The sequence below is a fragment of the Brevibacterium sp. BDJS002 genome, assembly GCF_028201555.1.
GTDB classification, from domain to species: domain Bacteria; phylum Actinomycetota; class Actinomycetes; order Actinomycetales; family Brevibacteriaceae; genus Brevibacterium; species Brevibacterium aurantiacum.
The window spans coordinates 1,068,526-1,089,413 of record NZ_CP116392.1; the positions used below are offsets into that span (position 1 = coordinate 1,068,526).

Below are 20,888 nucleotides of genomic sequence, written 5' to 3' on the forward strand. Positions count from 1 at the left end.
AGGACTCGCCGAAGCAGGAAGGCAGGATCATGGCACAGGAGAATGGGCAGAGCGAACTGCCCGAAGAGCCAGACGACGCCGTCATCGGGAAGCCCAAGGGTGGGGTGAAGCGCGGTGACGGTGCGGCCAAGCGGAAGGCGTTCGCCACGGGGTACGAACTCTGGGTGGGACTGGCACTTGGGTTCTACGTGATCTATGCCGTGACCGAGCTGGTCACTGACCTGGTGCATGCAGAGATCAGGCTGCCGCTCGAATTCGAGTCCGATGCTGTGGCGTCACTTGGCTTTCCCGGAGGAGAGGCGACTCTGAGCGGCCTGACTCAGATCACGGTGTCCACCACCGACCTGGCCACCGCGACGATGGTGCTGCTCCTCATTGCGAAGATCGCGCTGATTCTCACCTTCATAGTCGCCGCCGTCGCGATCGTTCCCGTCATCAGGGATATTGCCAAAGGCGACCCGTTCACCAGCCGTTCGATCATGGCGCTCGGAGTGCTCGAGAGCTTCATCGCCGTGGGATGGCTGGTCTATTTCGCCGCGATGGTGCTGGGCAGCAACATGGTCTCGCGTGATCTCGACATCGCCGATGAGGTAGGTCCGGGCGTGACGACGGTCCAGGCGTTCGTCTTGCTGGGTGTCGTCGGTGGAATCGAGCTGCTGCGGCGCTGCTTCATTTCGGGGCAGAGGGCTTCGGAAGAACTCGAGGGCCTCGTCTGATGGTTGAGGAATTCGAATCACTCCACGTCGTCTGCCATCTGGACTCTCTGCTGACCCAGCGAGGTCTGAGCCTGACTGAACTCTCGAAACTCGTCGATGTGTCCCTGGCCAACCTCTCGGTGCTGAAGAACAACCGCGCCAAAGCCATCAGATACTCAACACTCATCGCACTGTGCCAGGTTCTGGACTGCCAGCCCGGGGACCTGTTCACCGTCAATGTCCGCCCCGACTGAGATGAGCACAGAGCGCCGTCTGAGACGAGCAGATCACGTCGTCGCTCGAGCGCCCGAGATCGTGAACAGCGCGGGGATCTCGGCGGACTGTCGCCGCGAAAACGGCGTCCCTGAGCAGTGTCTGAATGACGGGCGAAGGTGAAGTGAAATGGCTGACCTCATATAATGGTCGAGGTGCCGGAGAGCCGACACGGCTGAAATCCTGATCGAAGCAAGCACGAGACCACCATGTTTGGAACCATGGAATCGATCGCCCGGCACGGAACTTATCAGCGATAAGGAAGAGACTGCAGTGAGCATAGTCGTCCAGAAGTTTGGCGGGTCCTCGGTAGCCGATGCGGAATCGGTGAAGCGGGTGGCCAAGCGAATTGTCGAAAACCGTCAGGCCGGTCACGAAGTAGTTGTCGTGGTGTCGGCCATGGGAGACAGCACCGACGATCTCATCGACTTGGCCCAACAGGTTTCTCCGATGCCCCCAGCCCGTGAACTCGACATGCTCCTGACTGCAGGTGAGCGCATCTCCATGGCAGTTCTTGCCATGGCGATTGCCAACCTCGGCGAGGAAGCACAGTCGTTCACCGGCTCACAGGCCGGTGTGATCACCGACGAGCAGTTCGGCAAGGCGCGCATCATCGACGTCACGCCAGGCCGCATCCGCTCGGCACTTGACCAGGGATACGTGGCCATTGTGGCCGGATTCCAGGGAGTCAGCCAGACAGCGAAGAACATCACCACACTGGGGCGCGGCGGATCAGATACGACCGCGGTTGCCCTCGCAGCGGCATTGGATGCCGATGTCTGCGAGATCTACACCGACGTCGATGGTGTCTTCACCGCCGACCCCCGCATCGTGCCCACGGCACACAAGATCGATGAGATCGGCTACGAGGAGATGATGGAGATGGCGGCCTCGGGCGCCAAGGTCCTCATGCTCCGGTGCGTCGAATACGCCCGCCGCTACAACGTGCCGGTGCACGTGCGGTCCTCATTCTCACGAAATCAAGGCACCTGGGTGACTGACTCACCCATTCCTGAAGCCTTCCGGCCGACACAGAAATCGAAGGCCCCGGCAATAGCGGAATCAGAAACGGAGTCCAACATGGAACAGGCAATCATTTCCGGAGTCGCCCATGATCGCTCGGAGGCCAAGGTCACGATCGTCGGCGTTCCCGACGTTCCCGGCAAGGCTGCCGAGATCTTCAACACCATGGCCGCGACGGAGATCAACATCGACATGATCGTCCAGAACATCTCCACCCGCGAACCCGGCAAGACCGACATCTCCTTCACCCTGCCGATGGACGACGGCGCCAAGGCGCTCGAAGCCCTCGACGCGGTGAAGGCCTCGATCGGCTTTGACCAGGTCCGCTACGACGACCAGATCGGCAAGCTCTCGGTTGTGGGTGCAGGGATGCGCTCTCACCCAGGCGTGACCGCCATCCTGTTCGAGGCCCTGAGCAACGCCCAGGTCAACATCGACATGATCTCCACCTCGGAGATCCGCATCAGCGTCGTCACACGAGCAGACATCCTCGACGACGCCGTCCGCGCCGCGCATGCCGCGTACGGACTCGACAGTGAAGACGACGAAGCAGTGGTTTACGGAGGTACCGGACGATGAGCGTCAATATCGGAGTAGTCGGAGCAACCGGTCAGGTGGGCGGCGTCATGCTCGACCTGCTGGCAGACAATCCCGGATTCGAGATCAACAGCCTGCGGCTCTTCGCCTCGGCGAGGTCGGCTGGCAAGGTCGTCGAGTTCAACGGTGAGTCCATCACCGTCGAAGATGCCGCCGAGGCGGACCCCAGCGGGCTCGATATCGCATTGTTCTCCGCCGGTGGGGCCACTTCCCGTGCCCAGGCAGAACGTTTCGCCGCGGCCGGAGCCATCGTGGTCGACAATTCCTCGGCGTGGCGCTCGGATCCTGACGTCCCCCTGGTCGTCAGCGAGGTCAACCCAGAGGCTCTGGACACACTGCCCAAGGGCATCATCGCCAACCCGAACTGCACCACGATGGCCGCGATGCCGGTCCTCAAAGCGCTCGATTCCGCCGCTGGCCTCCAGCGACTCATCGTCAGCACCTACCAGGCAGTGTCCGGTTCCGGCGTGAGCGGAGTTGAGGAACTCGCCAGCCAGCTCGAAGCCGGTGTCGCCGACTCACGCAAGCTGGCCCGCGATGGCAGCGCGGTCAGCCTGCCCGCCCCGGACAACTACGTCGAGCCCATTGCGTTCAACGTCCTGCCCATGGCCGGATCCATCGTCGACGACGGTGAACTCGAGACCGACGAAGAGAAGAAGCTGCGCAACGAGAGCCGCAAGATTCTCGGTAAGCCCGATCTCCTCGTGGCAGGAACCTGCGTTCGCGTTCCCGTGTTCACGGGACACAGCCTGAGCATCCACGCGGAGTTCGGCTCCGAGATCACCCCAGCCAAGGCCACCGAGGTGCTCGCCGAAGCACCGGGTGTCGAACTGGAGGACGTCCCGACACCGTTGAAGGCAGCGGGCAAGGACGCGAGCTTCGTCGGCCGCATCCGTGCCGACCAGTCTGCCCCTGCGGGCAAGGGTCTCGTCCTGTTCGTGGCCAACGACAACCTGCGCAAGGGTGCTGCCCTGAACACAGTGCAGATCGCGGCACTGCTGGCGAAGAAGGTCGAGTCACAGGCCGCCTGAGCACAGAGCCCAAACACGCTCGAGCTGAGCTGAATGGGAGCCGTCCGAAGACCGTTGGTCTCGGGCGGCTCTCCTGTTTCCACACATAAACAGGTTGCTATATATAAATATTTATATTAGTGGTGAGTCTTCAAGCTGAGTAGGGTGAACGTCGTTGACACACCGGTCCTCTCTTACGCTCTGAAAGGCACACCATGCGCTCTTCCCGACTCGGCATCATGTCCGGGGCAATCGCTGTGACCACTGTTGCGGCCCTGAGCGGGTGCGGGGGACAGGCCTCTGGATCCACCGAGCTCTCGGTCGTCGCCTCGACCAATGTGTACGCCGACATCGTGTCCCAGGTGGCAGGAGACTTCGCGAAGGTCAGCGCGGTCATCGATGACCCCAACCAGGACCCTCACTCCTATGAGGCCACGACACAGGACCGCCTGAAGCTGTCGAAGGCCGACCTGGTCATCCAGAACGGCGGCGGCTACGACTCGTTCATGACCACGATGCTCGAGGCCTCCGACGTGGACGTCGACACCATCGACACGGTCTCCATCTCGGGCCTGCCCGGCTCCGAAGGAGTCGGCAATGAGGGCCACGACCATGGCGAAGAGGAAGCCGAGGCCGGTGGCCACGTCCATGATCACGGCGAAGAAGAAGGCCACGACCACGGCGAAGAAGACGGTCACGAGCACGCCCACGGGGAGTTCAACGAGCATCTCTGGTACTCGGTGCCCACGATGACGAAGCTCGTCGACGAAGTTGCGACCCACCTCGGCGAGGCCGAACCCGAACACAAGGATGACTTCACGGCCAATGCCGATGAGTACAAGAAGACGCTGGAGAAGCTGCAGTCACAGATCGATGATGCCAAGACCAAGCACGAGGGTGACGAGGTCGCGGCCACTGAGCCCGTGCCGCTGTGGCTGTTTGCAGACATGGGTCTGAAGAACATCACCTCTGGTGAGTTCCTCGAAGCGGTGGAAGAGGGCAATGACGTGCCGCCTCTGGTGCTGAAGAAGGCCGAGGAACAGATTTCTTCGGGTGAGGCGGTGCTGCTTGGGTACAATACTCAAGCGGCAGGTCCACAGGCAGAGCAGCTGAAATCCACGGCTGAGAAATCCGACGTTCCGGTCGTCGACCTCGGCGAGACGATGCCGGCCGATGCGCACTACGCGGATTGGATGGGCGACTACATCACCGAAATCTCCACTGCGCTCGAAGGACATGAACACTGAGAATGGCCACTGATTCCGACGTTGCTTCCGAGCAGACCGCATCCGCCGATCACCCTCCGGTGATCCGACTGCGCGATGCCGAACTGCGATTCGGAGAGCGTGTGCTCTGGCACGATCTCGATCTCGACGTCGCGCCGGGGGAGTTCGTAGCGGTGCTGGGCCCGAACGGGACGGGAAAGACTTCGCTGCTCAAGGTGCTGTTGGGCCAGCATGCGCTGTCCACCGGCTCGGCGGAGATCAATGGCCGGAATGTCCACTCGGGGAACTCGGCCATCGGCTACATCCCCCAGCAGCGCGGAATCGACCAACACACCCCGATGCGGGGTCGCGATCTGGTTCGGATGGGCATCGACGGACACCGTTGGGGACCCGGCCGGTTCCTGAAGCGCCGCCGTCAGCAGGTCGATGAACTCCTGGAGTCAGTCGGTGCCCGAGATTACGCGGACGCCCCAGCCGGGACCCTGTCCGGCGGTGAGCTGCAGCGTCTGCGCGTGGCTCAGGCCCTGGCCAATGACCCCTCGGTGCTTCTCTGTGATGAGCCGCTGCTGTCCTTGGACATCCACCATCAGAAGGTCGTGGCCAACCTGCTCCATGAGCAGCGAGTCAAACGCAACACCTCAGTCGTCTTCGTCACCCACGAGATCAACCCGATCCTGCCCTACGTCGACCGCGTCCTCTACATCGTCGGCGGCCACTTCCTCGTCGGCACCACCGCCGAGGTCATGACCACCCAATCGCTGACCCGACTCTATGGTTCCCCTGTCGAAGTGGTCCGGGTAGGCGGTCGACTCATCGTGGTCGGCGGCGAAGCCGAATGCGTGGACCACCACGTCCACGAGGACGAGATGAGCATGGAACGAGGTGCGATCTGATGTCGGCTCAGGAGATCTTCGGCAGCCTGTTCACCTTCGAGGACTACGGCGAACTGGTGGCGCTGCTGACCAACTCGCTCATCGCCGCCGGACTGCTCGGCGTCGTCGGCGGCCTCATCAGCGTCTTCGTCATGGCCCGCGACATCCCCTTCGCCGTCCACGGTGTCTCCGAGCTCTCGTTCGCCGGTGCCGCCTTTGCCCTGCTCATCGGCTTCGACGTGGTTGGCGGGTCCATCATCGGCTCAATCATCGCCGCACTCATCATCGGCATCGGTGGGGCCAAAGCCTCGGAGAAGAACGCCATCATCGGTGTGCTCATGCCCTTCGGGCTGGGCCTCGCGATTCTGTTCCTCGCCCTCTACGACGGACGTGCCGCCAGCAAATTCGGCCTGTTGACCGGGCAGATCGTGGCCATCACCCCGGGCCAGATCATGACCCTCGTCGTGTGCTCGCTGATCGTCCTCCTCGTGCTCGCCGTCATCTGGCGACCGCTCATGTTCGCCAGCCTCGACCCCGAGGTGGCACGTGCCAAAGGGGTGCCGGTGTCCGGTCTGACGATCGTATTCATGCTCGTCCTCGGCCTGGCCGTGGCATTGAGCGTGCAGGTCGTGGGCGTCCTCCTGGTGCTGGCCCTGCTCATCACTCCAGCCGCGGCGGCCACCCAGCTCTCGGCCTCCCCGGTGTGGGTGCCGGTGTTCAGCGTCATCTTCGCGGTCACCGCCTCCGTCGGCGGCATCCTCATCGCACTGGGCTCGCCGGTGGTGCCGATCAGCCCCTTCGTCACTACGATCTCCTTCCTCATCTACCTCGTCTGCCGGCTAGTGGGGCGGCGCCGGATGAAGCATCTGCATCACCGCCGCACGGCCCGTGCCGCCGATGAACACGACAAGCCGGTCGCGTTCCCGGCCTGAGGTGCTTTGACGGCCCTGCGGGGGCCGGGTCCAGGGCGGGACTCCGAGGCCGACTAGAGTTGGACGAATGAAGAAGCGTGCACTATTCGCCGGCGCCCTTGCCGTCCCCGCGGCGGCTGGAATCTGGGGCGCGGTCATCGAACCGCACCTCTTCACCGTCCGCCGCCACACTCTGCCGATCCTGCCGGCCGGTGCACAGAGCATCAGGATGCTGCACGTCTCCGATCTGCACCTGGCGCCCTGGCAGAAGCACCGGGCCGCCTGGGTCAAGGCGCTGACACGACTGGAACCGGACGTCGTCGTCAACACCGGGGACAACCTCTCTGCAGACATCGTGCCCACTGTCCTCGACGTCTTCGACGGACTTCTCGATGTACCCGGCGTATTCGTCCTCGGATCCAACGACTTCTTCTCACCCAAGGCGAAGAACCCAGCCACCTACCTGCGGTCTCCCTCCGAGGTGAAGCACCGCACACAGCCCGACCTCGACGTGAAGGCCCTGATCCGCGGGTTCGAGGCCAGAGACGGAGCAGTCAGCAACGCGTCGACTGATGACACGCCCAGCAGCACCCGCGGATGGCATTTCCTCGACAACGCCGAGGCGACTCTGACGATCCGTGGGACCCGCATCGACTTCTGCGGCCTGGGGGACTCCCACATCGACCGTGACCGGATCCAGCCCAGCGACGGTCAGGGCCGCGGCCCCGACGCGTTCGACTACCCTCGATTCGATTCTGATGCTGGGGTGAAAGTCGGGGTCACGCATGCGCCCTATTCGCGGACGTTGGAGGCGTTCACCTCGGCGGGGGCTGACCTCATCATGACCGGGCACACTCACGGGGGACAGATCCGGGTGCCCTTCTGGGGCGCGCCGGTGACGAACTGCGACCTCGATCGGACACGCGCGAGAGGCCTGTTTCCCTATCGAAAATCTCTCGTCGAAATCTCCGCCGGATTGGGTTTCTCGCCCTTCTCACCGGTGCGTTTCGCCTGCCGTCCCGAGGTCAGCCTGTTGACTCTCGTCCCTGGAGTCTGACGTTTTCAACGATTTTTGAGAACTTGCACAAGTCGGATTAGCTAAACTTGATTTCATGGTGTCTCCTGAGTCAAATCCGAATCCGACCAAGACAGGCGCGTTTCTCCAGTTCGTCGCCGTGAGCGCGGTGGCGGGAATCGTTGCCGCCGGTCTTGCCATCCCCGGGGTCGGTGTAGCTACTGCCAGTGCAAACAGTGCCGTCGAGATCTTCAATTCACTCCCCGCGACCCTGGAGATCCAGGACCTGGGAGAGAAGTCGACGATGCTCGCCTCCGATGGTTCGGAGATCGCGGAGTTCTACTGGCAGAACCGAGTCGAGGTGCCTCTCGACGAGATCTCAGATCGTATGCAGGACGCGACGATCGCAGTCGAGGACTACAGGTACTTCGAACACGGCGGCGTCGATATCGCGGGCATCGCGCGTGCAGCGGTGCACAACATGGTGTCCTCGACAACGCAGGGCGGATCAACGCTGACTCAGCAGTACGTGAAGAACGTGCTGGCGGAGAACGCCCATGCCGAAGCGGACAAAGAGGGTGTGTCAGCGGCTAAGGAGTCGGAAGGCACAGCTGGCTATGCGCGTAAGCTCCGCGAAGCCAAACTCGCGGTGGCAGTTGAGAAGAAGTACGACAAAAAGGACATTCTCAACCGCTACATGAACATCAACAACTACTCCGGTTCACCCAACGCCTACGGAGTGCAGGCCGCCGCCCAAAAGTATTGGGGCATCGACGCGAAGGACCTGAATATTGAGCAGTCGGCGATGCTCGCCGGCATAGTGCAGAACCCTTCGGCCTTCAACCCGCAGCGTTTCCCCGATCAGGTGAAGAAGCGTCGTAACACCGTGCTGGGGCAGATGCTCAAGTACAAGTACATCACTCAGAAGGAATACGACAAGGCGGTGAAGACCGACCTCGACCTCGATCTGCATGAGACACCGAACGGCTGTACCTCGGCCAAGAGCAACGCAGAGTTCTTCTGCGACTACGTCGAGAACGTCATCAAGAATGATGACACCTTCGGCGAGACCGTCGACGAGCGCCTCGCCTTCCTGCAGCGGGGCGGGCTGACGATCAAGACCAGCCTCAACCCAGACATTCAGAAGATCGCTGACAAGGAGGTCAAGAAGCGTGTTCCTGTGGGCGATCCGTCCGGCGCCGACACGCCCTGGTCACGATCGAACCGGGTACGGGCGAGGTCATCGCCATGGCCGAGAATCGTGAGTACACGGTCGGTGAGGTCAAGAAGAACGAAAAGAACAAGAAGACCAGCATCAACTACAACGTCGACAGGAAGCACAACGGCGGTGGCGGGTTCCAGGTCGGTTCGACATGGAAGCCCTTCGTGCTGGCCACGTGGCTGAAATCCGGTCGCGGTCTCAACACCACGGTCAACGCTACCAAGCGCAACTTCCCTGCAAGTTCTTGGAAATATGACGGCTGTCCGAACATGGGCGGTGACTGGGACCCGAACAACGCCGGTGACGGTGAGGGCAAGGGCTCGATGACCGCGCTGGAAGCCACGAAGAAGTCCGTGAACACCGGTTATGCGGCGATGGGCAACCAGCTCAACATGTGCAAGATCATGGACACCGCCATGGACCTGGGAATTCGCTACGGCAGCGGCGAGAAGCTCGACTTCAAGAACAAGGCGGGCTTCATCCAGGCCCTGTCACCATCCTCGATCCTGGGCACGACGGAGACAACTCCGATTGCAATGGCCGCGGCATTCGCGACCTTCGCAAACGAGGGCGAATTCTGCGGCCCGAAGCCGATCGTCTCCATCAAGGACCGCTCAGGCAAGAACATCGACGTGCCGGGTGAAGGCTGTAAGCAAGTCCTCGACAAAGAGGTGGCCAAGGGCGTCGCCTACGCTCTGACACAGACGTTCAACGGCGGTACCACCACCCAGCTGAAGATCGGAGCACCAGCAGGTGCAAAGACCGGTACGACGAACTTCGATGTCGGCCACACCTGGTTGCTCGGGTTCACCAAGACACTGTCGACTGCGGTCTGGACCGGTGACCCGGCAGGAACACGCGACTGGCGAAACAACAGCGAGGGCGTTGTTCGCGGACACGTCTACGGTGCCACGATCTCCGGTAAGACCTGGCAGGCCTATATGAATGACGCGGTCAAGGAGACGAAGGGCAACACCGGATTCCCCAAGCCGAGTTCCAAGTACATGGGCGGCGGCGGCAGCACCGGAGGCTCCGGCGGCGGAGGCACTGGCGGCGGCAACGGCGGCGGTGGAGGCACCGGCGGCGGTGGCGGCGGCAGTAACAACGGCGGCGGCAACGGCGGCGGCAACGGCGGCGGAGGCGGCAGCAACAACGGCGGCGGTGGAGGCACCGGCGGCGACGGTGGCGGCGGAGGCGGAGATGAAGCTCCTGGCCTCGGCGGCAACTGAGCGCCGGACATCCTGAGAGTCAGCGGGGTGGGATGATCATGACGATCGTCCCACCCCGCTCTCGTCGGTCAACGCCTTTCGCACTGTGGCTTGTGTGGCATGGGTGGCTGTGGGTGTGAGGGTTCTCGGCTAGTGTTGGGAACGACAATGATTGCCGGTCGCGCATCCAAAGAACCATCGGCATTCGGTCCATGCAGACGCTCGTTCCGATGACGCATCGGGAGACTCGGGCGGACACAGACTCAAGGAGAATCATGACCAAGTGGGAATACGTCACCGTGCCGCTCATCGTCCACGCGACGAAGCAGATCCTCGACCAGTGGGGCGAAGACGGCTACGAACTCGTCCAGGTTGTTCCGGGCCCCGACAACAACGGCCTCGTGGCCTACCTCAAGCGCCCCAAAGCCTGAAGCAGCACGGACTGAGCACCAGAGTCTGGTCACCAGAGTCTGGCCATCGGACTGACCTGAAAACACCCCCGTCGAAGGAACAAACATGTCGAAGACCCTAGACCGCATTGCTGAACTCGGTCTCACCCTGCCCGATGTCGCCGCTCCTGCTGGCGTCTACGTCCCAGCGCTGCGCACCGGCAACTATGTCTACACGTCCGGCCAGCTGCCCGTCGTCGACGGAAAGCTGCCGGCGACGGGCCACATCGGCTCGGATGTCGATCTCGAGACCGGCTACGACCTGGCACGAACAGCAGGGCTCAACGCTCTCGCCGCAATCGCCGGCGTCATCGGCGACCTCGACAAGATCGTGCGCGTCGTCAAGGTCACCGGATTCGTCAACTCCGCTGATGACTTCACCCAGCAGCCGGCCGTCATCAATGGCGTGTCCGAACTCTACGGTGAGATCTTCGGCGACCGCGGCCAGCACACGCGCAGCGCCGTGGGTGTGAACACTCTTCCTCTCGGCACCCCCGTCGAGGTCGAGGTCGTCGTCGAGGTTGAGGACGATGCCGCTTAGCGGACGCACCCTGCCCGTCTCGTCGGAGCTGCGTTGGCTTTTGGACCAATGGCAGTCCGACGGGCGGTTCCCGGTCCCCGAAGCTCCACGACCCGCCTCGGCGATCGTGTTGATCAGGGACTCACTGGAAGGTGTGGAAACCTTCATCACTCGGCAGCTTGACGCCAGGGGAATTGAGGATCGCAACCGGCTCGCCTACCCGGTCAGCAACCTGCGTCCCGGCGACCTGCGCAACCTGCCTCTGGCCGGATGGAGTTCGGCCCGCTGTGCGCGGACGCTGAGCATCGACAACAAGTCACGGGCGCTGCACCACTTCTCGGCCGCGGCCCGCATCTCATTCGCCGCTGCCGGCGTCCTGTTGGCCGAGGATGTCGATCGAGACATTGTGGCCACACCACAGACGGATTGGCGCGGAACACGGGCACGACTGTTCTCCAGCGAGATCTCCTGGTCCCAGATCCTGCGCGAACGTGATCTCAGGCTGCGACCGGACCTGTGCAAACCCTGGCTGCGGTGGATCAACACAGCGACCCAGCTGCACCGCTTCGACACCACATTCTTCCTGGCCACCGTGCCATTTGGGCAAGAGATCGACTTCCTGTCCCCGAACGAGACGTCCGGCGGTTGGAAACGACCACAGGAGATTCTCGCCGACTCCGGCGGGGACCCCGACAGGATCAGCGCAAGCACACGGCTGATCGCGGAGAGCCTGGTCGAGGTGCCCAGCGTCGGAGCGGCCATGGCCCAGGTGCGTGACCTGCACCCGCTGCGGCCCGAGGTGACCAACGACGACGGCGAATGGCGAGTCGTCATCCATCCCGGACGCGACCTCTACCGCAAAGGCACCCTGCGTGACCATGCGGTGGCCGTCGGTGACGACGAGAATGACCAGAGCCCAGGGTTCCTGTCCCTGAGCGACGATGACGACAACGCCGAAACCGGCGAGGAGGAGACCGAGGACTCATGAGGATCCGCGCGAACAATCCGTCCCCGATGACACTGACGGGCACCAACACTTACGTCATCAATTCGGCTGATGACACGTCATCGGTGCTCATCGATCCGGGCCCTGAATTGGCCGAGCATCGGGACAACTTCCTGGCCGAGATCGGTGATCGCAGGCTCACCGCAATCGTCCTCACCCATCAGCATGCCGATCACTCCGAGATGCTGGGCAGCGTGGAGCAGTGGGCCCCGGACGTGCCCGTGTACGCGGTGCTGGAGAAATTCAGCCGTCTGACACCTCCTGTGGCCGATGGTGACAGGATCGCATTCGGCACTGACACCACCGATGTCTTAGAAGTCGTAGCAACGCCGGGTCACACGATGGACAGCATCAGTCTCATCCACGATCACGTGCTCTACAGTGGCGACACGGTCCTGGGGGAAGGGACGACGATCGTCACCCACCCGGAAGGCTCTCTGCGCGACTATCTGGAGTCACTGGACCGGCTGCTGCGTCTGCTCGACGAGGGACGCTCTTCCAGCATCGAGCCGGCACACGGTCCCAGCATCGAATCCCCTGCCCAGGTGCTCGAGTACTACCGCAGCCATCGCCTCGAACGCATCGAGCAGGTCAGAGCTGCCCTGGCACAGGGAGCTGCGAGCGCCACCGATGTCTGCGACATCGTCTACCACGACGTCGACCCGAGTGTTCGCGGAGCCGCCGAGCAGATCGTGCGGGCCCAGCTGAACTACCTCGGCGCGCTCACGCCCGAGGATGAATGAGCCGCGGTCGGACGAAACACCGGCCAGGGCAGCGATTCTGGCTCAGCCCGTGGCTCTATTTAGCGATCAGCGTGCCTGCCATCATGGTCACGCTCTTCCACACGTGGGGTGTCGGATACTCGCTGCGCAACCGCGGCAACCCTGACCAGCCATGGTGTCCCGCCACTCCTGAGGGCATACCTCTAGAGCACGGTTTCGGCTATGAAACGAGTTTCTTCCCGCCTGGGATCAGGTGCAGCGTCGGTGCGAAGGAAACGGGATGGTCCGACGAACGATTCACTGTGCTGCCTGTCGACTTCACGATCCTGTCAGTCGCCGGGATCATCGCACTGATCAGTGTCATTGTCCTTTTCAGGCGGGCAACAACCTCTCGCCTTCTCTCCGACTGAAGCGAAATCCTCGCGTCCGGGCCGAGGGCTACGCCGGCCCACCTCGGCGAGGGTCCACTCATGAAACAAGGAACTCCCCAGCCATCAAGCTGGGGAGTTCCTTGTTGTGCGACCGCGGCAGATCTCAGCCGCGCTGCGCAGTGGATCAGCGGGCGCGGTTGCGCATGCGCTCCATGTCGAGGATGACGACGGAACGAGCTTCGAGACGGATGAAGCCACGAGCTGCGAAGTCGGCCAGAGCCTTGTTCACGGTCTCACGCGAGGCGCCGACGAGCTGCGCGAGCTCTTCCTGCGTCAGGTCGTGAGCAACGAGGACGCCGTCCGGTGCCGGCTTCGAGAAGCGAGAGGCAAGGTCCAACAACGCCTTGGCAACGCGACCGGGAACATCGGAGAACACGAGGTCACCAACGGTCTCATTGGTCCGACGCAGACGCTGAGCCAGAGCCTTGAGCAGGTTCATCGCCGCACGTGGGCGCTCATCGAGCCAGGTCGTGAGGTCCTCATGCTTGAGGCTGAGCAGCTCGGACTGAGAGACAGCGGTGACAGAGGTCGAACGTGGGCCCGGATCGAAGAGGCTGAGCTCACCGATGATCTCGCCCGGTCCGATGACCGAGAGCAGATTTTCGCGGCCGTCGGAGGACTCGCGGCCGATCTTGAGCTTGCCGCTGGAGACGATATAGAGTTCGTCACCGGCATCGCCCTCGTGGAAAAGCACGGTTCCCCGACGGAGACTCCGCGGGTTCATGAACTTCATCAATGCGCTTGTGGCCTCATCGTCCAAACCTGCGAAGAGCGTGGCGCCCCGCACAACTTCAATATCCACTGTGTCCTCCTTGTCGTGGTAATCACAGATAAATCTACCTGGTCAACGGTGCTGATACCAGCAAAGGCCCCGGAGTTTGCGGCATTAGTGTAAAACAAGGGGTTTTGTTTGCGTTTCCTCCACCCTCGCGAGGTGGGCCACGGTTGCGTATGGACGATCCCGTTCGCCGGGAAAGGGCAGCCCCACCCCGGCGATGTGAGGGACGCAACTGCGCAAAGCCGGGGCACAGATTAGGATGGTGAGTCGTGTTGACGGTGGCAGAGAAGAGCGCGCGGAAGTTCGCGAAGGAAACCTCATTGGGCAAGACCCGACGGGCGAGGAAGATTCATCGAATCCTCGCCGAGGTGTATCCGAACGCGAAGTGCGAGCTCGACTTCGAGACCCCGTTCCAGCTCCTCATCGCGACTGTCCTGTCGGCACAGACCACAGACATCCGGGTCAATGCGGTGACGCCGGGACTGTTCTCCGTCTTCCCCGACGCGCACAGCCTCGCGGTGGCCAACCTCATCGAGGTCGAGGAGCTCATCCACTCGACGGGCTTCTACCGGGCGAAGGCCCGCAACATCGTCAAACTCGCGAACGAACTCGTCGACACCTACGACGGCGAGGTCCCCAATTCCTTGGACAGGCTCGTCAAGCTCGCCGGAGTCGGCCGCAAGACAGCCAACGTGGTGCTCGGAAACGCCTTCGACACCCCAGGACTGACCGTGGACACGCACATGGGGCGCCTGGCACGCAGACTCGGATGGACCGAGGAGGACGACCCGGTCAAGGCCGAGCATGAGATCGCGGCCCTGTTCCCGAAGAAGGATCTCACTCTGCTCTCCCACAGGGTCATCTTCCACGGGCGACGCATCTGCCATTCGCGCAGGCCCGCCTGTGGAGCCTGCCCATTGATGGCTCTGTGCCCCTCGTTCGGGGTCGGAGAACTCGATCCGGACAAGGCACGGGCGATGTTCCGTTTCGAAATGGCGCCCCAGGTATGAGCGCCGACGCGAGTGAACATCGGCAGGTAGGTCCCAACCCGAGCGATCAGGACACAGTTCAGGCCGCAGACGTCCGTGACGTCGTCCATGATCAGACGTTGCGGACTCAGCTGGAGAACCTGGCGGCATCGAATGGTTCACCAGAGTGGCTGCGACGAACGCCGACACCGGACGATCATTCGGTGCGTGATGCTGCGGTTCTCATGCTCTTCGGCAGGGGAGGCCAACCGCGCACAGGCGCCGGTCGAGGCGAGTCATCACGCCTGGCAGACTTCGGTGTCGACGATGTTGACATCGTCTTGCTGCAGCGAGCGAGCACACTGCGCAATCACCCAGGTCAAGTGGCATTTCCCGGCGGCGGTCGGGACCCGGAAGACGACTCCCTGGTCGCTGCAGCCCTGCGTGAGGCGCAGGAAGAGGCCGGGATCGTGCCCACGACGGTCGACGTGCTCGGGCAGATGGATCCGCTCTACATCCCCGTCAGCAAGTTCCAGGTCACTCCGGTCATCGGCTATTGGGCCCAGCCCGGGGCAGTGCGGGTGATGGACAAATCGGAGTCGTACTCCGTCTACCGGGTTTCTGTCGCTGACCTGGTGGCACCAGCCAATCGGGGCACGTTCTCCCGACCGGACCTGAAGATCACCACACCGGCCTTCGACGTCGGCGTGCTCAAGGTATGGGGCTTCACCGCAGGCATCCTCGACTTTGCTCTCGACCATCTCGGCTGGGCCGGGGACTGGGACCGCGACGTACACATCGACATCGACTTCTGACCAGGAGCAACACCGGCGAAGATTGTCGTGTCAGTGGCGAAAGCTAGCCTGATGGGTATGGAAGCACAGTCGGTTCCCGAGGTGATCGCCGAGATACATCGGTGGCACGAGGCGCTGTCGAATCTGCCTCCGGCCCTCAGCGAGGTCGAAGCCATCGACAGGATAACTGCGCTCGAGGAACTGACTTCTGCCGCGGCTGCGGCCCAGGCCAGGGAAACCCTGACCTTCGATATGCGTCGACGCAATCGTGAAGCTGAAGAAGGCATGACGAGCAAAAAGCAGGGCAAGGGCGTCGGAGCGGAGATCGCACTTGCTCGCAAGGTTTCTCGGGCCCGGGGCAGCACGCTCCTGAAATTCTCGCGTTCCCTGCTCATCGATCTGCCCCACACCTATTCGGCATTGAGAACCGGCAGCATTTCCGAAGAGAAGGCTCGAGCCGTTGCGAAGGAAACCGACTGGCTCCCCAGGGACAAACGGCGACAGGTCGACGAACGCATGGCTGATCGCCTCGCCGAGGTGGGGGTCGGTCGGCTTGGGAACGAAGTTCGCGCCCTGGCACAGCGGGTCGATCAGCAGGCGGCCGTGGCACACCTTGAGAAATGCATCGAAGAACGGGCAGTCTCGGTTCGTCCGGCACCCGGCAACATGGCATACCTCAGCGCGTTGTTGCCCATGCCTCAGGCAGTGGCCGTCTACGCGAACCTGAAGAAGTCCGCGGCTTCGCTCATCGGGACTGGGGAATCGGGCAGTCGCAGTCAGTCTCAGGTCATGGCTGACCTGCTCGTCGAGCGGACCACAGGCCAGGAGTGCGCTGAGGCGGTGCCCACGGAGATCCATCTCGTGATGAACGATGACAGCCTGGTAGGGCCCGGAGACACTCCGGCGTGGCTTCCCGGCGTCGGACCACTCCCTGCTGGAGCGGCACGGAAGTTCGTTGTCGAGAATGAGGCGAGTGTATTCCTGCGCAGGCTCTACACCCGCCCGGACGACGGCCAGCTGGTGCGCATGGACTCCCGACGCAGGGACTTCTCGGGACTGCTGCGGCGCATGATCGTCATCCGTGACGACGTCTGCCGCTCACCATGGTGCGATGCGCAGATCAAACACGCTGACCATGCCACGGCCTTCGCCGCTGGTGGCGACACCGATTGGGACAATGCCTCGGGCCTGTGCGCCGCCTGCAATTTTGGCAAGGAGCTCAACGGCTGGAAGCACGTATCGTCTCCCGAGAAACTGATCGTGAAGACCCCGACGGGCCACCGCTACGAGACGAGGACCAAGCCGATCGACTCCCGGGCAGGTGTTGGCAAATTCGAAGATGCTGCCGCAACCCACACTGACGCCGACACCATAGACGAGAGTGCAGTGAAGCCGCGCCGGCGATTCCAAGGAATCGACAAAGCCCATGGTCCGCCGCAGCCGAGACGAAAGACCGGCAAGGTGATACCCGATCGCGGGGCAAGCACCGTCGAATATCTGTTCGGTGCGCGGTTCCGCACGTTCCTCTCCACGAATTCGGCTCAATGACTTCGCCTCGAAGAATCTATCGGGGCCATGGCGCGATGTGTCGTAGCGGGAGTTTAACGGCGACCGACCTTGGCGGTGAACAGCCGTGAGGCCCAGATAGCTGCGAGTCCCAGAATCACCGCGCACCACCCGACCGCGAGCACGCCGGAGTTGCCCATCTCGGTGCCGATGAGCAGGCTGCGCAATGCATCGATGATCGGCGTGATCGGCTGGTTGTCGGCAAAGACCGTCAGCCATCCCGGCATCGTCTCGACCGGCACAAAGGCGCTGGATACGTATGGCAGGAACAGCAGGATGAAGCCGTACCCATTGGCCGACTCGGCGGACTTCGACGCCAGTCCGATGGCAGCGAAGAGGTAGGTGATAGCCAGGATGTAGAGCGCAATGAGAGCTATCGTCGCCAGCCATTGACCCAGATCTGCCGTTGGTCGGAAGCCGATGAGCACCGCCACGGCGATGACGACTCCTGTGGCGAACAGATTCTTCAGTAGGCTCGCCACCACGTGTCCTGTGATGACCGCTGACGCCCTCATCGGCATCGCGCGCAATCGATCGACGAATCCAGAGGTCATGTCGTTCGCCACCGACAGCGAGGTCGAGGCTGCACCGAAGCCGGCGCAGGTGAGTACGATTCCGGGGACCACATAGTTGACGTAGTCACCGCCAGGATCGAGCGCACCACCGAACACGAACGTGAACATAAGCATCAGGAGAACTGGCAGTGCAATCGCCATGAGCATTGATTCGACATCGCGGACTGCGTGGCGCAGGCTGCGCCCGATGAGGACGACTTCTGCGCTGGCCCCCGGCGCTCGGCTGCGGGTTCTGACTCGGTGCGGCTGGATAGGGGCCGAAGAAGGAGCTGGAGAGGCTTCATCGTTCGCAGCGATGGTCCGGTGGTCGGTCATGATGGTCCAATCTCAGTTGTGGGTCGATGGGAGGTGAAGCCCTGTGATGGGTGGGGGAGTCAGTGATCGGGTGCGGGAATCAGCGGTTGGGATTGTCATCGGTTGAGGTGAAGGCCAGAAAGACGTCGTCGAGGCTCGGGGTGCGGAGTGAGACGGAGGCCCCGGGGGAGGCGTCGAGGAGCGGAGTGAGCACTGCCGCGATCCCACGTACGGTTCCGTCTGTCGGTTCCTCTGCCACCGTCGAACCCTCCTCGTCGTGAACGGCGACGGTGTCCTCTCCGACTCGTGCCTTCAGCTGTGACGGCGTTCCCAGCCCCGTCAGCCGCCCTCGATCGAGCAGTCCGATCCGATCGGCTAAGGCATCGGCCTCTTCCAAATACTGTGTTGTCAGGAACACCGTGGTGCCTTCGGCAGACAGCCGTTCAATTTCGGCCCACAGCTCACGGCGTGAGCGGGTGTCGAGCCCCGTGGTCGGCTCGTCAAGGATGAGCACGTCGACGGGCACGACGAGACTGAGAGCGAGGTCGAGTCTGCGTCGCATTCCTCCCGAGAGCGATCCCACCCGACGATCCATGAATGAGTTCAAGCTCAGGCTTAAGGCGAGCTCTTCACTCCGCGCCTTCGCTGCGCGTCGGGAAAGACCGGAGAGCCGACCGAGAAGGACGAGGTTCTCTGCGGTCGAAAGGTAGGTGTCGACAGCCGCGGACTGCCCGGTGACGGCGAAGCGACGCTTCGCCTCGGCGGGATCGGTGCGCACATCGACTCCCATGACGTGCACTGCTCCGGAATCCGTGTTCTCGAGCGTCGTGAGAATGTTGATGACCGTGGTTTTGCCAGCGCCATTGGCGCCGAGCAGGGCGAAGACCTCACCTCTGTGTACGGAGAGGTCGAACTCCTGGAGAACGGTCTTGTGCCCGAATGACTTCGTCACCCCGGCGAACGTGATTGCTTCAGCTGCGCCGCCGACCTTCGCCTCAGCGGACACTGATCCGAGTCCCGGAGTCGAAGCTGGAGCCGAGGTCGATCCTGAGCCTGTGGAGTCCATGAGGTCTGCCTTTCGACGTGTAGAACATACTGTGTAGCACTTAAACTGTATATGACAGTAACACGCAATATATGCCATACACAATATAAGATGAAGAGATGGACAGTGAAGAACCGATTGAGCAGCTTCCGCGCGGAATCGCTTTGGCCTGGGGAGTGGCAGCAACGCCGCAGCGTGGGCCCAAGCGGGAGATGAGCGTTGAGAGAATCGTCGATGCTGCAATCGAGATCGCTGACCAGGAAGGCATCACCGCAGTCTCGATGTCTGCTGTGGCCAAACGTCTCGGATACACACCGATGTCGCTCTACCGCTATGTCAGCGCTAAAGACGACCTGCTGCTGCTCATGCAAGAGGAGGCCACAGGCCTGCCACCCGAGATCAGTGCTGAGGAACCTGCATGGCGAGCCAGACTTGAGGAACTCTACGAGGCACAGACGGAGGTCTATCGCCGCAAGTCATGGTTGCTGACAATGCCGATCACCGGCAGTCCGATCACTCCCAACAGTTCCGCATGGCTCGAGGCCAGTCTCGAAGCGCTGGATGCGACGTCACTGACCGAGGATGAGAAGATGGCCGCGTCTCTGCTGGTGACCGGGGCCGCACGCTGGAGGGGATCCATTCTTGCCGGATATCAGCAGCAGGGACGTGCGAAGGGCTTGAACGACGCCGAGGTGTCTGAGCAGGAATCTCGACTGTTCGACACGGTCATCACAGAAGATGGCTACCCGTTCCTACGTCGGGCTATTGACGCTGGAGTGTTCACCTCGGAATCTGACCCATTCGTCTTCGGCTTCGAGCGAGGACTGGACGGGCTTGCCGACTACATCGAGCTAGTCGGGCGTGAGCGCGCTGGGGAGGCGACCGATACTCATGAAGACACCGAGGCGGTAGGTTCTGCTGGTGAGGCGTCGGGGTCTGAGAGAGTCGCGGCTGAGGGGTCGGAGGATATTCCCGACGGCGACCCGACTGTCATGGCCGACAAGAAGTATCGCGACGCGCAGAAGGCGGTTAAGCAGGCACAGAAAGTCCTCGCAGAGGCGCGAAAGCGCGAACGTCAGACTCTTCGCGAGGCCAAGGAACGGGCTGCCAAACGGCGCTGACGGTGAATACACCGGTGGCGCCGGGCTGAGCCCGACGCCACCGAAGTTTGGAGCTATGCTGCTGCGCTTGGTTGCGAGATCTGTCAGTACCGAGGACCTGAAGGGTTCTTCACCGCGCGCTTGACCGAAGCGACCAGAGACTTGGCCGAACCGATCGCTGTGCCCGGAACCGGGTTGCCCTTCTTGAACAGGGGCAGGGCAATCAGAACGAGGATGATGGCAAGCACCGCGAGGATGCCGAAGACAATGAGGAAGCTTCCCCACCACGGCCAACCCAGTCCTTCGTGGAATGCTGCGGCCCCGGCGAAAATCACCATGAACGATGACAAGAACAAGAAGAACAGGGCGACGACGGCAAGCGCCGAACCGATGCCCAAGTTCTTCGCACCAGCGGTGGCCTCTGCCTTGGCCAGCGCAATTTCTTCCTCGGCGATCGCTTTGGAATCGTCGCCGATGCCTTTGATCAGTTCGCTGATCGACCTCTCAGCCATGAGTGCTCCTTATCGACAAAAACTTGGACAATCTTTCTTAAGAGTAGTCTGAACGTGCCTGGTGACCAAAGAGATA

At 62.2% G+C, this 20,888-nt stretch carries 22 protein-coding genes and 1 pseudogene; 19 read left to right on the forward strand and 4 right to left on the reverse strand.

Features of this window, described 5'->3' with window-relative positions; all coding sequences use genetic code 11:
- Positions 1-29: 29 nt before the first annotated feature.
- From PGC08_RS04950 to PGC08_RS05020, 15 genes and pseudogenes are all read left to right on the forward strand, one after another.
- Complete coding sequence (locus PGC08_RS04950) at positions 30-716, forward strand: DUF2975 domain-containing protein (RefSeq protein ID WP_271709650.1); 687 nt, start codon at positions 30-32, stop codon at positions 714-716.
- Positions 716-949: a helix-turn-helix domain-containing protein gene (locus PGC08_RS04955; RefSeq protein ID WP_009883155.1), complete on the forward strand. Its 234-nt coding sequence runs from the start codon at positions 716-718 to the stop codon at positions 947-949. The genes PGC08_RS04950 and PGC08_RS04955 overlap by 1 nt, the downstream gene beginning before the upstream one ends.
- A gap of 292 nt (positions 950-1,241) precedes the next feature.
- Positions 1,242-2,570, forward strand: a complete 1,329-nt coding sequence (locus PGC08_RS04960) for an aspartate kinase (RefSeq protein ID WP_271709651.1) — start codon at positions 1,242-1,244, stop codon at positions 2,568-2,570.
- Complete coding sequence (locus PGC08_RS04965) at positions 2,567-3,619, forward strand: aspartate-semialdehyde dehydrogenase (RefSeq protein ID WP_009883331.1); 1,053 nt, start codon at positions 2,567-2,569, stop codon at positions 3,617-3,619. The genes PGC08_RS04960 and PGC08_RS04965 overlap by 4 nt, the downstream gene beginning before the upstream one ends.
- A 194-nt stretch (positions 3,620-3,813) precedes the next feature.
- Positions 3,814-4,845, forward strand: coding sequence for a metal ABC transporter solute-binding protein, Zn/Mn family (locus PGC08_RS04970; RefSeq protein ID WP_271709652.1), 1,032 nt, complete (start codon positions 3,814-3,816; stop codon positions 4,843-4,845).
- Positions 4,846-4,847: 2 nt separating this feature from the next.
- Positions 4,848-5,717, forward strand: coding sequence for a metal ABC transporter ATP-binding protein (locus PGC08_RS04975; RefSeq protein WP_271709653.1), 870 nt, complete (start codon positions 4,848-4,850; stop codon positions 5,715-5,717).
- The gene (locus tag PGC08_RS04980) at positions 5,717-6,628 is read left to right on the forward strand and encodes a metal ABC transporter permease (RefSeq protein ID WP_271709654.1); all 912 of its coding nucleotides are present in this window, start codon (positions 5,717-5,719) and stop codon (positions 6,626-6,628) included. Before PGC08_RS04975 ends, PGC08_RS04980 begins: the two co-directional genes overlap by 1 nt.
- Before the next feature lie 67 nt (positions 6,629-6,695).
- The gene (locus PGC08_RS04985; RefSeq protein ID WP_271709655.1) at positions 6,696-7,664 is read left to right on the forward strand and encodes a metallophosphoesterase; all 969 of its coding nucleotides are present in this window, start codon (positions 6,696-6,698) and stop codon (positions 7,662-7,664) included.
- A gap of 262 nt (positions 7,665-7,926) precedes the next feature.
- Positions 7,927-8,463 (forward strand): annotated as a pseudogene (locus PGC08_RS04990) (transglycosylase domain-containing protein); the annotation flags it as partial.
- A 407-nt stretch (positions 8,464-8,870) separates the two neighbouring features.
- The gene (locus tag PGC08_RS04995; RefSeq protein WP_271709656.1) at positions 8,871-10,073 is read left to right on the forward strand and encodes a penicillin-binding transpeptidase domain-containing protein; all 1,203 of its coding nucleotides are present in this window, start codon (positions 8,871-8,873) and stop codon (positions 10,071-10,073) included.
- 254 nt (positions 10,074-10,327) lie between these two features.
- On the forward strand, positions 10,328-10,483 hold the full coding sequence (locus PGC08_RS05000; RefSeq protein ID WP_096158366.1) for a hypothetical protein: 156 nt from the start codon (positions 10,328-10,330) through the stop codon (positions 10,481-10,483).
- Between the two features lie 85 nt (positions 10,484-10,568).
- On the forward strand, positions 10,569-11,042 hold the full coding sequence (locus tag PGC08_RS05005; RefSeq protein WP_096158367.1) for a RidA family protein: 474 nt from the start codon (positions 10,569-10,571) through the stop codon (positions 11,040-11,042).
- Complete coding sequence (locus PGC08_RS05010; protein ID WP_271709657.1) at positions 11,032-12,009, forward strand: hypothetical protein; 978 nt, start codon at positions 11,032-11,034, stop codon at positions 12,007-12,009. Before PGC08_RS05005 ends, PGC08_RS05010 begins: the two co-directional genes overlap by 11 nt.
- Complete coding sequence (locus PGC08_RS05015; protein ID WP_271709658.1) at positions 12,006-12,770, forward strand: MBL fold metallo-hydrolase; 765 nt, start codon at positions 12,006-12,008, stop codon at positions 12,768-12,770. The genes PGC08_RS05010 and PGC08_RS05015 overlap by 4 nt, the downstream gene beginning before the upstream one ends.
- Positions 12,767-13,159: a hypothetical protein gene (locus tag PGC08_RS05020; RefSeq protein WP_096158369.1), complete on the forward strand. Its 393-nt coding sequence runs from the start codon at positions 12,767-12,769 to the stop codon at positions 13,157-13,159. The genes PGC08_RS05015 and PGC08_RS05020 overlap by 4 nt, the downstream gene beginning before the upstream one ends.
- 145 nt (positions 13,160-13,304) lie before the next feature.
- Here PGC08_RS05020 and PGC08_RS05025 read toward each other — a convergent pair whose 3' ends face one another.
- The gene (locus tag PGC08_RS05025) at positions 13,305-13,982 is read right to left on the reverse strand and encodes a Crp/Fnr family transcriptional regulator (RefSeq protein WP_069599638.1); all 678 of its coding nucleotides are present in this window, start codon (positions 13,980-13,982) and stop codon (positions 13,305-13,307) included.
- A gap of 245 nt (positions 13,983-14,227) precedes the next feature.
- Between PGC08_RS05025 and nth the strand changes: the two genes are divergently transcribed.
- From nth to PGC08_RS05040, 3 genes are read left to right on the forward strand one after another with little or no spacing between them, the layout of a single operon-like run.
- Positions 14,228-14,968, forward strand: a complete 741-nt coding sequence (gene nth, locus PGC08_RS05030; RefSeq protein WP_083248666.1) for an endonuclease III — start codon at positions 14,228-14,230, stop codon at positions 14,966-14,968.
- On the forward strand, positions 14,965-15,741 hold the full coding sequence (locus PGC08_RS05035) for an NUDIX hydrolase (protein WP_271709659.1): 777 nt from the start codon (positions 14,965-14,967) through the stop codon (positions 15,739-15,741). The genes nth and PGC08_RS05035 overlap by 4 nt, the downstream gene beginning before the upstream one ends.
- 57 nt (positions 15,742-15,798) lie before the next feature.
- Positions 15,799-17,268: an HNH endonuclease gene (locus tag PGC08_RS05040; protein ID WP_271709660.1), complete on the forward strand. Its 1,470-nt coding sequence runs from the start codon at positions 15,799-15,801 to the stop codon at positions 17,266-17,268.
- A gap of 53 nt (positions 17,269-17,321) precedes the next feature.
- On the opposite strand, the gene PGC08_RS05045 is transcribed toward PGC08_RS05040, so the two are convergent.
- Together PGC08_RS05045 and PGC08_RS05050 are read right to left on the reverse strand one after the other, a co-directional pair.
- Entirely contained in the window at positions 17,322-18,176 is an 855-nt protein-coding gene (locus PGC08_RS05045; RefSeq protein ID WP_271709661.1) for an ABC transporter permease, read from the reverse strand.
- A 79-nt stretch (positions 18,177-18,255) separates the two neighbouring features.
- Positions 18,256-19,221, reverse strand: coding sequence for an ABC transporter ATP-binding protein (locus PGC08_RS05050; protein ID WP_096160259.1), 966 nt, complete (start codon positions 19,219-19,221; stop codon positions 18,256-18,258).
- Between the two features lie 98 nt (positions 19,222-19,319).
- On the opposite strand from PGC08_RS05050, the gene PGC08_RS05055 reads away from it, so the two are divergent.
- Complete coding sequence (locus PGC08_RS05055; RefSeq protein ID WP_271709662.1) at positions 19,320-20,321, forward strand: TetR family transcriptional regulator; 1,002 nt, start codon at positions 19,320-19,322, stop codon at positions 20,319-20,321.
- An 83-nt stretch (positions 20,322-20,404) separates the two neighbouring features.
- On the opposite strand, the gene PGC08_RS05060 is transcribed toward PGC08_RS05055, so the two are convergent.
- Positions 20,405-20,812, reverse strand: coding sequence for a phage holin family protein (locus PGC08_RS05060; protein WP_009883350.1), 408 nt, complete (start codon positions 20,810-20,812; stop codon positions 20,405-20,407).
- Positions 20,813-20,888 lie beyond the last annotated feature (76 nt).

Coding starts and splice junctions, on each gene's coding strand:
- PGC08_RS04985 (WP_271709655.1), top strand. CDS start 6,696: ATGAAGAAGCGTGCACTATTCGCCGGCGCCCTTGCCGTCCCCGCGGCG.
- PGC08_RS04950 (WP_271709650.1), top strand. CDS start 30: ATGGCACAGGAGAATGGGCAGAGCGAACTGCCCGAAGAGCCAGACGAC.
- PGC08_RS05035 (WP_271709659.1), top strand. CDS start 14,965: ATGAGCGCCGACGCGAGTGAACATCGGCAGGTAGGTCCCAACCCGAGC.
- PGC08_RS05055 (WP_271709662.1), top strand. CDS start 19,320: ATGGACAGTGAAGAACCGATTGAGCAGCTTCCGCGCGGAATCGCTTTG.
- PGC08_RS04980 (WP_271709654.1), top strand. CDS start 5,717: ATGTCGGCTCAGGAGATCTTCGGCAGCCTGTTCACCTTCGAGGACTAC.
- PGC08_RS05020 (WP_096158369.1), top strand. CDS start 12,767: ATGAGCCGCGGTCGGACGAAACACCGGCCAGGGCAGCGATTCTGGCTC.
- PGC08_RS04970 (WP_271709652.1), top strand. CDS start 3,814: ATGCGCTCTTCCCGACTCGGCATCATGTCCGGGGCAATCGCTGTGACC.
- PGC08_RS05010 (WP_271709657.1), top strand. CDS start 11,032: ATGCCGCTTAGCGGACGCACCCTGCCCGTCTCGTCGGAGCTGCGTTGG.
- PGC08_RS04975 (WP_271709653.1), top strand. CDS start 4,848: ATGGCCACTGATTCCGACGTTGCTTCCGAGCAGACCGCATCCGCCGAT.
- PGC08_RS05060 (WP_009883350.1), bottom strand. CDS start 20,812: ATGGCTGAGAGGTCGATCAGCGAACTGATCAAAGGCATCGGCGACGAT.
- PGC08_RS04955 (WP_009883155.1), top strand. CDS start 716: ATGGTTGAGGAATTCGAATCACTCCACGTCGTCTGCCATCTGGACTCT.
- PGC08_RS05050 (WP_096160259.1), bottom strand. CDS start 19,221: ATGGACTCCACAGGCTCAGGATCGACCTCGGCTCCAGCTTCGACTCCG.
- PGC08_RS05045 (WP_271709661.1), bottom strand. CDS start 18,176: ATGACCGACCACCGGACCATCGCTGCGAACGATGAAGCCTCTCCAGCT.
- PGC08_RS05005 (WP_096158367.1), top strand. CDS start 10,569: ATGTCGAAGACCCTAGACCGCATTGCTGAACTCGGTCTCACCCTGCCC.
- PGC08_RS05000 (WP_096158366.1), top strand. CDS start 10,328: ATGACCAAGTGGGAATACGTCACCGTGCCGCTCATCGTCCACGCGACG.
- PGC08_RS04995 (WP_271709656.1), top strand. CDS start 8,871: ATGGCCGAGAATCGTGAGTACACGGTCGGTGAGGTCAAGAAGAACGAA.
- PGC08_RS05015 (WP_271709658.1), top strand. CDS start 12,006: ATGAGGATCCGCGCGAACAATCCGTCCCCGATGACACTGACGGGCACC.
- PGC08_RS04965 (WP_009883331.1), top strand. CDS start 2,567: ATGAGCGTCAATATCGGAGTAGTCGGAGCAACCGGTCAGGTGGGCGGC.
- PGC08_RS05040 (WP_271709660.1), top strand. CDS start 15,799: ATGGAAGCACAGTCGGTTCCCGAGGTGATCGCCGAGATACATCGGTGG.